General features: G+C 65.6%; 9 protein-coding genes. 8 read left to right on the top strand and 1 reads right to left on the bottom strand.

Annotated features, from left to right (window positions below; translation table 11 throughout):
• The first annotated feature begins 9 nt into the window (after positions 1-9).
• From glmS to IG122_RS06760, 7 genes are all read left to right on the top strand, one after another.
• Positions 10-1,833, top strand: coding sequence for a glutamine--fructose-6-phosphate transaminase (isomerizing) (gene glmS / locus IG122_RS06790; RefSeq protein WP_193181776.1), 1,824 nt, complete (start codon positions 10-12; stop codon positions 1,831-1,833).
• 85 nt (positions 1,834-1,918) lie between these two features.
• The gene (locus tag IG122_RS06785) at positions 1,919-3,322 is read left to right on the top strand and encodes an O-methyltransferase (protein ID WP_193181774.1); all 1,404 of its coding nucleotides are present in this window, start codon (positions 1,919-1,921) and stop codon (positions 3,320-3,322) included.
• A complete protein-coding gene (locus tag IG122_RS06780) occupies positions 3,319-4,725 on the top strand; it encodes a tetratricopeptide repeat protein (protein ID WP_193181772.1) in 1,407 nt (468 codons plus the stop codon). The genes IG122_RS06785 and IG122_RS06780 overlap by 4 nt, the downstream gene beginning before the upstream one ends.
• A gap of 97 nt (positions 4,726-4,822) precedes the next feature.
• On the top strand, positions 4,823-6,031 hold the full coding sequence (locus IG122_RS06775) for a diaminopropionate ammonia-lyase (protein WP_193181770.1): 1,209 nt from the start codon (positions 4,823-4,825) through the stop codon (positions 6,029-6,031).
• Positions 6,028-7,191 (top strand): M24 family metallopeptidase, encoded by a 1,164-nt coding sequence (locus tag IG122_RS06770; RefSeq protein ID WP_319024832.1) that lies wholly within the window; start codon positions 6,028-6,030, stop codon positions 7,189-7,191. The genes IG122_RS06775 and IG122_RS06770 overlap by 4 nt, the downstream gene beginning before the upstream one ends.
• An 84-nt stretch (positions 7,192-7,275) precedes the next feature.
• Positions 7,276-8,058, top strand: a complete 783-nt coding sequence (locus IG122_RS06765; RefSeq protein WP_193181768.1) for a maleate cis-trans isomerase family protein — start codon at positions 7,276-7,278, stop codon at positions 8,056-8,058.
• Positions 8,059-8,204: 146 nt separating this feature from the next.
• Positions 8,205-9,677 carry an NAD-dependent succinate-semialdehyde dehydrogenase gene (locus tag IG122_RS06760; protein WP_193181766.1) on the top strand — a complete coding sequence of 491 codons (1,473 nt, stop codon included), beginning with the start codon at positions 8,205-8,207 and terminating at the stop codon, positions 9,675-9,677.
• Between the two features lie 51 nt (positions 9,678-9,728).
• Here the strand turns inward: IG122_RS06760 and IG122_RS06755 are convergent, their stop codons facing one another.
• Positions 9,729-11,117: a multicopper oxidase family protein gene (locus IG122_RS06755; protein WP_193181765.1), complete on the bottom strand. Its 1,389-nt coding sequence runs from the start codon at positions 11,115-11,117 to the stop codon at positions 9,729-9,731.
• 232 nt (positions 11,118-11,349) lie between these two features.
• On the opposite strand from IG122_RS06755, the gene gor reads away from it, so the two are divergent.
• Entirely contained in the window at positions 11,350-12,732 is a 1,383-nt protein-coding gene (gene gor / locus IG122_RS06750; protein WP_193181764.1) for a glutathione-disulfide reductase, read from the top strand.

Raw genomic sequence — 12,732 nt, 5'->3', positions numbered from 1 at the left:
CGCCCGCTCATGTGCGGCATCATCGGAATGATCGCGAACCGGCCGGTGGCCGAACATATCGTCGACGCGCTGAAGCGGCTGGAATATCGCGGCTACGATTCCGCGGGCGTCGCGACGCTCGACGGCGGTCCGGCGGAGCGGCGGCGGGCCGAAGGCAAGCTGTTCAATCTCGAGAAGAATATCGACGCCTCCCCGCTCGGCGGCGCCATCGGCATCGGCCATACCCGCTGGGCGACGCACGGCGCGCCGACGGCGAACAACGCCCATCCGCACCGCGCCGGGCGGGTCAGCATCGTCCATAACGGCATCATCGAGAATTTCCAGGAACTGGCGGCCGAGCTCGCCGCCTCCGGGATCGTGCCCGAGAGCGAGACCGATACCGAGATCGTCGCGCTGTTCTTCAACAAGCTGCTGGAGGACGGGCTGACGCCAGAGGCGGCGATGGAGAAGGTTGCCGAACGGGTGACGGGAGCCTATGCGCTGGTCCTGATGATCGACGGCGAGGAAGACCTGCTGCTCTGCGCCCGCCGCGCTTCGCCGCTCGCCATCGGCTATGGCGAGGGGGAGATGTTCATCGGCTCCGACGCGCTCGCGCTCGCGCCCTTCACCCGCAAGATCTCCTATCTCGAGGATGGCGACTGGGCGCTGATCCGCCGCGCCGGGGCCGAGATCCACGACGAGACAGGCGCGAAGGTCGAGCGTCCGGTGAAATTGACCGAGGCGACCGGCGCGCTGATCGGCAAGGGTAATTACCGGCATTTCATGGAGAAGGAGATCCACGAGCAGCCGGAGGTGATGGGCTACACGCTGTTCCACTATTACCGCAGCGCCGACCGCTCGATCTCCCTGCCGGAGCTGCCGTTCGACCCGGCGACGCTGCCGAAGTTGACCATCGTCGCCGCGGGCACGAGCTTCTATGCCGGCATGGTGGCGAAATACTGGTTCGAGACTCTGGCGCGCATTCCGGTCGAGATCGATATCGCGTCCGAGTTCCGCTACCGCAACCCGGTGATGCCGGAAGGCGGCGCCGCGCTCTTCATCTCGCAGTCGGGCGAGAGCCTGGATACGCTGATGGCGCTCCGCCATGCGCGCGAGGGCGGCCAGCATATTGTCGCGCTGGTGAACCAGCCGGAGAGCACCATCGCGCGGGAAAGCGACGTGGTGCTGGAAACGCTGGCGGGGCCGGAGATCTGCGTTGCCTCGACCAAGGCCTTCACCACCCAGCTCGTCGCGCTCCTCACGGTCGCGGTCGATTTCGCCCGCCGGCGGAAGAGCGCGCCGGCGGAGCAACTCGACAAGGTGATGGACAGTCTCGTGCATCTCCCGGCACAGATCGGCGAGGTGCTGAAGGAGACCGAACGCTACCTGCCGGTCAGCCACGAGCTCTCCAAGGTGCGCGACGTGCTCTATCTCGGCCGCGGCCTCTCCTATCCGATCGCCATGGAAGGCGCGCTGAAGCTGAAGGAGCTGAGCTACATCCACGCCGAAGGTTACGCCGCCGGCGAGATGAAGCACGGGCCGATCGCGCTTCTGGAAGAGGGCGTGCCGGTGATCATGGTGGCGCCGATGGACCCCTGGTTCGAGAAGGTGGCGAGCAACGCCATGGAGGTCCGGGCCCGCGGCGGGCGCGTGATCCTGCTCTCCAACAAGAGCGGGATCGACCGGCTCGGCGACCTCGCGAGCTGGTCCTTCGAGCTGCCCGCATGCGACCCGATGGTGGCGCCGATCCTCTACACGATCCCGGTGCAGCTGCTCTCCTATTTCACCGCGGCGGAGAAGGGGACCGACGTCGATCAGCCGCGAAACCTTGCGAAGAGCGTGACGGTGGAGTGAGGTGAGGGCGGGACTTTAGTGCGGGAACACTACCTGCTCGTGTGCTACGGTCGCCTTGGATTTGTAACCAGAATTTGTGGTGCCAATGCAGGTCGATATCTCCGAGTTCAAAGACATTCTTGATGTCAGCTGGCAAACGACGTCGGAAATACATTGGCTCATCGAGCAATTGATCGCGCTGCAGCCGAAGAGAGTGCTCGAGATCGGCGTCGCTCAAGGCGGGACAACCGGGCTGTTCAGCCGGATCGTCGGTCCTGACGGCATCGTGGTCGCGCTCGACATCACGGACGAACTCGTCGACCCACGGATCCGTGCCCTCGAGAATATCAGCTTTCAGATCGGTGATTCGCACGATCCGGCAATGCTGGAAGCCGTCCGCGCCGTGTCGCCCGAATTTGATTTCATGCTGATCGACGGCGATCACAGTGTCGACGGTGTCATACAAGACACGGAAATGTATCTCCCTCTGTTGCGGGAGGGCGGTCTGGTGGTCTGGCATGACGTTCGCCTCGACTCGGGCGAAGGCATCAAACAGGTCTGGTATCGGGATTTCCGAAGGAAACTGCTCGGGTCCTTCGAGGTCTATGCGCAGCCCTACAACAACGGGTACGGCGTATGGCAGAAGACCTCTCTCACCGTCGACGCGTTTGAAGCGGAGGCTCTTCAGGCGCTTCAGGCCGGCCGAGGGCGGGTCGAGGATTTCCGGCGTATCCTGAAGAACGACTGCTACCGCCTCAAATCCTGGGAAGCGTTGAAGGCTCTGGCGGAGCAAACCGGCGACGATGCGCTTCAGCGAGAAGCGTCTGTTGCGCTGGCGCTGCTCCCGCCCCATTCGCCGGAATGCGTTCGCGCACTCGTCCCGGACGGAGCCGCTTCCGATGATCCGGTCCTGGCGGCGGGGCTCGATGCCTTGAGCCGCGAGCATACAGGGGAAGAGGGCCCGGCCATTGATTGGGCCGTGGCGATGGCGGCGAGTGCCGCCGGATTTCATGATGTCGCCGAGGCGCGGATCGACCGGGCGCAGGCGTCGGATGCAGACAATCTCGGCTTGCTGCTTGACAGGATCGAGATCCTGGAACGAAGCGATGCGCTGATTTCGGACGTCGTAGCGGCGGTGGGCGATGCGGTTGAAGCATCGGCCGGCACGGCTCAGGAAGCCGGAGCGGAGGCCCGGCTGCAGGACGCCATGCGCCGAGCGCTCTCGGCCTGCTACCTTCTGCAGAGATATTCCGGCCCGGCGCCGTTGCTGGAGGCATGCCTCCAGTCCAGACCGGACCTTGCCCCCTTGTTGGCCGAAATATTGCTCTATCTGTGCACCATGACCGTGAAATTGCGGGTCCATCGCGACCAGGTGATGGAATTCTACCTCTCCTATCTGAAGCGATCCGTCGAAACAGCCGGTGCTCAACTTGCGCCGGAGCATCGACGGAATTCGGAACTTTTCCTCTCGGGAGCGTGGCGCGCGCATCAGAGCGCGGCAACAGGATGAACGGCATGAACCGAATTCAGGATTTGATCACCAGCTTCGCCGAGGGGGGCGCGGCAGAGCTGCTCGCCTGCATCGACACTCTGGACGACCAGACGGTGCTGACGACGGTCGGCGCGGCGGTTTCCGGCGGGTTGTCGGATGCCTCCGCGCGTGCGGTGCGTGCGATCGGCCATCACCTGCTCCATACGGACCGCATGGAGCCGGCGCTCACGCTTTTCGCGACGATGATCCAGTCACCTTATCTGACCCGCGGGGACGTATATGCGCTGGGTCACACGTTGATAGGCTACAGCGGTCTCTGGACCAATCCCGACCTCGCGGCGAATGCCGTGACGGTCATGTCCATTCTCACCAAGCTGGACGAGAATGACTTCGATGCATGGATGAATGTCGCTGGCGTCTGGCTGGACACGCCTGTGGAATATGTCCGTGCAGGAGACCTGAAGGCAGCCGTCGAGGCATGCAAGCGGATTCGCCCTCAATCTGCCGAGGCTCACTATGTCGCGGGGATGTACGAACAGCAGTTCGGCGACCTTCGGTCCGCCGTCGGGGAATACGAAACGGCCCTCGAACTCGACCCCGGCCACGTGGCGGCGCGCTTTCGCCTCTGGCAGATGGCGAGAGCACGGGGAGACAGGCGGGTCGCGGATCTGGAACTCCAGGTCGATGATCGCGCCGGCGATATCGACGTCCCCGCCGACGCGGAGGACGCTGCGCGCCACGCTTACAAGACGTTTGGCGGCACGGTCTTGCGGGGGGCCCTCTCCCAGACCGGTTTTGACAGTCTGATAACCGATCTCGAGCCATGGCTCCGCAAGTACATGGCGGAAGAGCACAGGAGTTCGGTCGGCTTCAAAAAAGCGTCTGAGTCGGTCCAGGCGCGTCTTCTGGAAATTCTAAACGGCGAGTCCATCGGTAAACATGTTCTGCAAGCGCTCGGCCGGTGGGGCGGAAAGGGATGGAAGCCCCACAAACATGGTCAATGGCTGCTTCAGTGGCATGAGCCGTCGGATCCCAAGCCGACCTCGCTGCATCAGGACTACCCCGTCTACGCGGACAATGCAGACTGGTTCACGATCTGGATGCCGTTCGTCGAGTGCGGGCCGGGGATCGCCCCGGGGCTTGAGGTTCTGCCCGTCCGCGTCAATCACCCGATCCATTTTGTCAGAGAGCGGGGGCAATACATCAACCCGGTTCCTCTTGAAGATGCCGTCGAATACTTCGCGCCTTTCATGGTCAGACCGACTTTCGAGCCTGGCGATATTCTGGTGTTCGACAAGACTTCGATCCACAGGACCTATACGGAACGTAACCTCGTCCGGAATCGTGTCAGCTTCGATTCCCGCTTCCAGGTTGGTGCTTCTCCCAGGGGATATCCGGAGGAAACGGCCGCGGTCGCCTGATCCGAGGCCGAAGAGCGGTTCGGCGGCAATCCTTGCGAAGAGTGTGACGGTGGAGTAGGGCCTTAACCTCGGATTTGGGTACGAGGGGGCGGCCAAGGTGAAGATCGAACGGGAACTGACGGCGCCGGAGCTGCTGCGCCAGCACGCATCGCACGCGACCCTTGGGGGCGTCTGGCCATCGGCGCTGGAAGCCGGCTTTCCGACGGCGATGGCGGAGGCGGCGCTCGCCGAAATCTCTTCCTGGCCGGGCTATGCCGCAACGCCGTTGGTCGAACTCGACGGGCTCGCCGCGCATCTCGGCGTCGGTTCCGTGATCTACAAGGACGAGGGGCCGCGCTTCGGGCTCGGCAGCTTCAAGGCGTTGGGCGGGGCTTACGCGGTCATGCTGCTGGCGCGGAAATGGCTGGTGGAACAGGGCCACGGCGACGCCGCGCTGGCGGACATCCGCTCCGGAAAATATGCCGGCGCGCTGACGGATCTCACCGTCACCTGCGCCACCGACGGCAATCACGGTCGCTCGGTTTCCTGGGGCGCCCAGATGGCGGGCTGCCGCTGTGTCATCTTCATCCATGCCGAGGTCAGCGAGGGTCGGAAAGCGGCGATGGAGGGCTTCGGCGCCGAGGTTCGCCGGATCGCGGGCGATTACGATGAATCGCTGAAGCATTGCGAGCGGGAGGCCAAGGCGAACGGCTGGTTCGTCGTCTCCGACGCTTCCTATCCGGGCTACATGGACATCCCGCGCGACGTGATGGCGGGTTACACGGTGATCGCGAGCGAGGTGCTGGCGCAGACGGACGCCGCGCCGACCCACATGTTCGTGCAGGCCGGTGTCGGCGGCTTCGCCGCCGCGATGGTCGCGCGCTTCTGGCAGCGTCTCGGCGCCGCCGCGCCGCGCACGGTGATCGTCGAGCCGGATCTTGCGGCATGCGCCATCGAGAGCGCGCGGCAGGACAAGCCGGCGATCGTGCCGATCCACGAGGAAACCCTTATGGCCGGCCTCTCCTGCGGGGAAATGTCGCTCGTCGCCTGGCCGATCCTGTCCGGCGGCTGCTCCGACTATGTCACAGTCGGCGAGGAGGGCGTCGGCCCGGCCATGCGCCTGCTCGCGTCCGGCGAAGCCGGGGCGAAGGTCACCGCCGGCGAGTCCGGCGTCGCCGGCTTGCTCGGCCTGATGGCGGTGGCGGCGCACCCGGAGCTGAAGGAGCGGATCGGGCTCGGCCCCGAGAGCCGCGTGCTGCTGATCGGCAGCGAGGGCGCGACCGATCCCGAGATCTACAAATCCATCGTCGGCGATCTCGCCGCGTGAGCGCGCAGCGCGGTTTCCCCGCCGCCGAGTTCGGGGCGCGGCTGGAGCGCGCGCAGCGGCAGATGGCGGCGGCCGGGCTCGACCTTCTGCTGCTCACGACCGAGCCGGACGTGCGCTATTTCAGCGGCTTCCTGACCCAGTTCTGGCAGAGCCCGACGCGACCCTGGTTCCTGCTCGTGCCTGCCGAGGGGAAGCCGGTCGCGGTCATTCCAGGCATCGGTGCGCCGGCGATGGAGCGGACCTGGATCGAGGATATTCGCACCTGGGCCTCGCCCAATCCGGCGGACGAGGGGCTGTCGCTCCTCGCGGAGACGGTGCGGGAGCTCGCTGGCGAGGCGCCGCGGATCGGCATCCCGTCCGGCCCGGAGACCCATCTCCGCCTGCCGCTCGCGGAATATGACAGGCTGCGCGGCCTGCTTGGCGGAGCAACGTTCCGCGATGATGCGGGCATCGTCCGGGCGCTCCGGATCGTGAAGTCCGAGGCCGAGATCGCCAAGATCGGGACAGCTTGCGAGATCGTCTCGGGCGTCTTCGAGGACTGGTCCGGCTGGCTCGCGCCGGGTATGAGCGAACGGGAGATCTTCCGCCGCTTCAAGATCGCCTGCCTCGAGGCCGGCGCGGACGATGTCTCCTATCTCGTCGGCGGCGCCGGGCCAGATGGCTACGGCGACATCATCTCGCCGCCTTCGGAACGGGAGGTGCAGGACGGCGACGTGCTGATCCTCGATACCGGCACGCTCTATGACGGCTATTTCTGCGATTTCGACCGCAATTACGCCATCGGCGTGCCGTCGGACGCGGTGGCGCGCGCCTATCGCACGGTCTTCGCGGCGACGGAGGCGGGGCTCGAAGCAGCGCGGCCGGGCGCGACCTGCGCCGACCTTTTCAATGCCATGGCGGGCGTGCTCTCCGCAGACGGCGCGGGGGCGGGCAATGTCGGCCGCATCGGCCACGGGCTCGGTACGGTGCTGACCGAATGGCCGTCGATCACAGCGAGCGACCGGACGGAACTCGTCCCGGGCATGGTGCTGACGCTCGAGCCGGGTCTCGAATACGCGCCGGGGCTGATGATGGTGCATGAGGAGAACATCGTGATCCGCGACGGCGGCGCCGAGTTGCTGACACGCCGCGCGCCGCGCGACATTCCGGTCGTCACCTGAGCCACGGGCGGTCCGCCCGCACCCATTGATCCGATCTCCGCGAGGGTCCATGTTCAAACCTCACACTAAGACGAGGAGAGCAAAATGAGGGATCTTGAGATCGATGCGGACCTTCCCTGGCGCCATCGGCTCGGCCTGATCGTCCTCAAGACCGACGAGACCATCGAGCAGGACTTCCGGCGCTTCGCGTCCGATCCTTCGATCGCGCTCTATCACACGCGCATCGAGAGCGCGCCGAACGTGACGCCGGAGACGCTGCGCCAGATGGCGGCGCGGATCCCGGGCGCAGCGGCGCTGCTTCCGGACGACACGCCGCTTGCCGTGATCGGCTACGGCTGCACCTCGGCCTCGACCGTGCTCGGCGAGGCGCGGGTGGCCGAACTCGTCCAGTCCATTCATCCGAGAGCGATTGTCACCAATCCGCTTTCGGCGCTGAAGGCCGCGGCACGGGCGCTCGGCGTTTCCAGGCTCGGCCTCGTCAGCCCCTATATCCGTTCGGTCACCGATGCGCTCGAGGCTGAAATGCAGAAGAGCGGCATGCCGTTCGTCGCGGCGACCGTGTTCGGCCAGGAGGAGGAGCGCGTCGTTGCCCGCATCGCCCTTTCCTCGATCAGGGAAGCGGCGGAGGATCTCTCGCGCGATAATACCGTCGAGGCAATTTTCGCTTCCTGCACGAACCTGCGTGCGGCGAGCGTCATCGCGGAGACAGAGCGCAGCACGGGCAAGCCGTTCCTCTGCAGCAACCAGGTTCTGGCCTGGCACATGATGCGGCTCGCGGGGATCACGCGTCCTGTCCCGGAGCTTGGGCGGCTCGGAAGCGTTCAGCTTGCTGGACAGGCGGACACGGTGCGCGAACACGTCGCCTGATCCGGCGTGCAAAACCCGCGTTTCGAAATCATTTCAGTGTCCCGGCGGCACCTTCTCAAGCTGAGGAGCCGGGACTAGTATCCGCCAACCGCCGCCGCGGACCGGGAGAGGGTCGCGGACGGATGACAAGGGTAAGGAGCACTCTCATGGATATCAGAAGCAAACTCGCGGATCCGTCGCTGTTCCGGGAGCAGTGCTATATTGACGGCGAATGGGTCGACGCGGATGGCGGCGGCAAGGTCGAGGTCACGGATCCGGCGACCGGCGAGCTGGTCGGGACCATCCCCGACATGGGCGCCGACGAGACCCGGCGCGCGATCGAGGCCGCGAACGCGGCCTGGCCGGCCTGGCGCAAGAAGACGGCGAAGGAGCGCTCCGCCATCCTGCGCAAATGGTTCGACCTGATGATGGCGAACCAGAAGGACCTCGCGATCATCATGACCGCCGAGCAGGGCAAGCCGGTGGCCGAGGCCATGGGCGAGATCGCCTATGGCGCCTCCTACATCGAGTATTACGCCGAGGAAGCGAAGCGCATCACCGGCGACGTGATTCCGGCCATGGCCGCCGACAAGCGCATCGTCGTCATCAAGCAGCCGGTCGGCGTCGTCGGCTCGATCACGCCCTGGAACTTCCCGAACGCGATGATCACCCGCAAGGCGGCTCCGGCGCTTGCGGCGGGCTGCACCTTCGTCTCCAAGCCGGCCAAGATGACGCCGTTCTCGGCTATCGCCATCGCCGTGCTTGCGGAGCGCGCAGGTGTGCCGAAGGGCGTCTTCAACGTGGTCTGCGGCGCCAGCTCGTCCGCCATCGGCAACGAACTGACCCACAGCCCGATCGTCCGCAAGATCACCTTCACCGGCTCGACCGAGGTCGGCAAGAAGCTGATCGCTCAGTCCGCATCGACGGTGAAGAAGGTCTCGATGGAACTCGGCGGCAACGCCCCGCTCATCATCTTCGACGACGCGAATATCGAGGAAGCGGTGAAGGGCGCCATCGCCTCCAAGTACCGCAATGCCGGCCAGACCTGCGTCTGCGCCAACCGCATCTTCGTGCAGGACGGCATCTATGACGAGTTCGCCAAGCGCTTCGCCGAAGCCGCCGCGTCCATGAAGATGGGCAACGGATTCGACGAGGGCGTGGTGCTCGGCCCGCTGGTCGAGGCAGCCGCAGTCGACAAGGTCGAGGAGCATGTGCAGGACGCCGTCGCCAAGGGCGCCAAGGTGGCCACGGGCGGCTCCCGCAGCAATATCGGCGCGCTGTTCTACGAGCCGACCGTGCTGACCGGCGCCACCCGCGACATGGCGATCTTCCGCGAGGAGACCTTCGGCCCGGTCGCTCCGCTCTTCCGCTTCAAGACCGAGGACGAGGTGATCGAGATGGCGAATGACACCGAGTTTGGTCTCGCCTCCTACTTCTATGCCCGCGATCTCGGCCGCGTCTGGCGCGTCGCCGAGGCGCTGGAATACGGCATGGTCGCGATCAACGAGGGCATCCTCTCCTCCGAGCTGGCGCCGTTCGGCGGCGTCAAGGAGTCCGGTCTCGGCCGAGAGGGCTCGAAATACGGCATGGATGACTATCTCGAGATCAAATACATGCTGATGGGCGGCCTGAACGGCTGATCCTGCTATCAGGGCGAGCGAAAAGGCGGCTTCGGCCGCCTTTTCTTTTACCTACGCCTCCACCCTCAGGAACCCCGCCAGTCCCGTCTTCTGGTGCTCGATGACGTGGCAGTGGAAGGCCCAGTCGCCGGGATTGTCGGCGACGAGGGCGACTTCCATGGTTTCCTCGGCCCGCAGCAGGGCCGTGTCGGTCCAGAGCGGCTGGATCTCCCGCTTGTTCGAGCGGAGCAGGCGGAAGGCCAGGCCGTGCAGGTGGATCGGGTGGTCATACGGCGTCTCGTTGCGCAGGCGCAGGATGTAGCTTTTCCCCTGTTTCATCAGGCCGAGCGGAGCGAGGGGATCAGGGAAGTCGCCCTGCCACGCGACCCGGTTGATCGACCAGAAGAGATAGCCGAGGCTGCCGCAGATCGGGTTTGCCGGGGCATCGCCGCCGGGCGCCCAGCCGAAGACGTAGTCCTGCAGCTCGGCATTGGCGAGATCCGGTTCGGCGACCGGGTTCGGGGCGAGCGGCTTCAGCTCGGCGAGCTGCCGTTTCGCGCTCGTGCCGGTCGCGCGGAAGCGGGCGAGGCGGACCGGGCCGGACGGCCGCTCAAGGATCAGTTCCACCTCCTCGCCCTCGCGATCGGGCACGCGGAGCGTGACGTCGGCGCGCTGTCCGGGTCCCATCTCGATCTTCTCTGCGGCCAAGGGAACGGGAAGCGCATGGGAGTCGAGCGCGATGACCCGCGCCTCTCCACCCTTCACCGTGTAATGCGCGACCCGCGTCAGGTCGGTCACCGCCATCCGCAGGCGGACCAGCGTGCCCGCCGCGAGGTCGTAGACCGGATCGACCTGCCAGTTGACCGTGTTCACCGTGCCGAGCGTGCCGCCGCGCGCTGTGTTGCGGGCCTTGTAGAATTCGAGGAACTGGCCCTCGCTGCCGATCCGGAAGTCGCGGATATTGAGCGGCAGGTCACGGTCGAAACCCGGATCCTCCGCGTCCTCGACCACCAGCATGCCGGTCATCCCGCGGGCCATCTGTGCCAGCGTGTTGCAATGCGGGTGGTACCAGAAGGTGCCCGCGTCGGGCGGGGTGAAGTTGTAGCGGAAGCTGGTGCCGTCCCTGATCGGGTCCTGCGTCAGATAGGGGACGCCGTCCATCGCATTGTCGATCCGGAGGCCGTGCCAGTGCACGGTGGTGTCCTCGCCGAGCCGGTTGTCGACCGCGACGGCGAAGCGTTCGCCCTGGCGCATGCGGATCACCGGTGGCGGGCCGTCGGCGGCGAAGCTCATCATGTCCGGTGTCGGCTTGCCCTTCACGATTTCGTGGGTGAGACGGCTGATCTCGATACGCTCGTCGACGGCGGCGAAGACCCGGTGCGCGGCAAGGGCGGTCAGGCCCGAAGCGCCGGCAAGCGCGGCGGAGCCGATCAGAAGATCGCGGCGGGTGATGCCACTCATCCGGAAAGCCTTTCAAATCTCCTATGTGCGGCCAGAGCTTAGTCTTCCCCGAGGAGGGAGCAAGGGTGGGGTGTCGGGCATTTGGCCGCAGTGCCGCGCACGCGCGGGAGAGTTGGACGGCGGTAGGTCCCGATCCGTTGACTGTCCCATGCCGGACAGGCATCAATGGACTTCCTATCTGATCGGTCGAACAAGTATTCGACGAAAACAGTCCGAGCCTGGAGCGAACCCCGTGTCCGATTACGATTTCGACCTTATCACCATTGGCGCCGGGTCCGGCGGCGTGCGCGCGAGCCGTCTTGCCGCGTCCTTCGGCGCGAAAGTCGCTGTCATCGAGGAAGTGCGCGAGGGCGGGACCTGCGTGCTGCGCGGCTGTGTTCCGAAGAAGCTCTTCGTCTACGGCTCGCATTTCGGCCACGATCTTGAGGATGGAGCGGGCTACGGCTGGTCGGCGGAGAATGTCTCCCATGACTGGCCGAAGATGATCGCGGCCAAGGAGAAGGAGCTCGACCGGCTGCACGGAATCTATGTGAACCTGCTGGAGAATGCCGGCGCGACCCGGATCCATGGGCGCGGGACGGTGATCGATGCCCATACGGTCGCGGTCGGCGACAAGCGCTACACGGCCGAGAAGATCCTGATCGCCGTCGGCGGCTGGCCGAGCATTCCGGAGAGCGTCGAGGGCAAGGAGCATGTCATCACCTCGAACGAGGCGCTGGAGCTGTCGGAGCGTCCGGACCGCATCGTCATCGTCGGCTCCGGCTTTATCGCCGTCGAGTTCGCCGGGATCTTCAATTCCTTCGGCTCCGAGACCCATCTCGTCTACCGCGCCGACAAGGTGCTGCGCGGCTTCGACGAGGATGTGCGGAACACCCTGACCGAGGAGATGACCAAGAAGGGCATGCATCTCCATCCGGGCGTGCTGCCGGCGCGCATCGAGAAGGCGGGCGGCGCCTACAAGGTGCACATGAACGACGGCTCCGTGATCGAGGCGGATCAGGTCATGTATGCGACCGGGCGGCATCCGAACACCAATGGCCTCGGCCTCGCGGAGGCTGGCGTCGAGCTGGATCGCAACGGCGCGGTGAAGGTGAACGAATGGTCCCAGACCTCGGTGCCGAGCATCTTCGCGGTCGGCGACGTGACCAACCGGATCAACCTGACGCCGGTCGCCATCGCAGAGGGCCATTGTTTCGCCGAGACCCAGTTCAACAACAATCCGCGGCAGGCCGATCACAGCGACGTGCCGAGCGCCGTTTTCAGCCAGCCGCCGATCGGGACGGTCGGGCTGACGGAGGCCGAGGCGCGCGAGACCTACGGCGCGGTGGATGTCTATGTCGCTGGCTTCCGGCCGATGAAATACACGCTGACGGACAATCCGGAGCGCGGCATGCAGAAGCTGATCGTGGACCGCGCCTCCGACCGGGTGGTCGGCGCGCACATGGTCGGACTCGATGCCCCGGAGATCATCCAGGGCATCGGCATCGCCATCAAGGCGGGCGCGACCAAGGCGGAGTTCGACGCCACCATCGGCATCCATCCGACGGCGGCGGAGGAATTCGTCACCATGCGCACCAAGCGTCCGGACCCGGAGGAGCGTCAGGCGGCGGAGTAG

The sequence above is a fragment of the Nisaea sediminum genome, assembly GCF_014904705.1.
Lineage (GTDB): Bacteria > Pseudomonadota > Alphaproteobacteria > Thalassobaculales > Thalassobaculaceae > Nisaea > Nisaea sediminum.
This window is presented reverse-complemented; position numbering and strand designations above follow the sequence as displayed.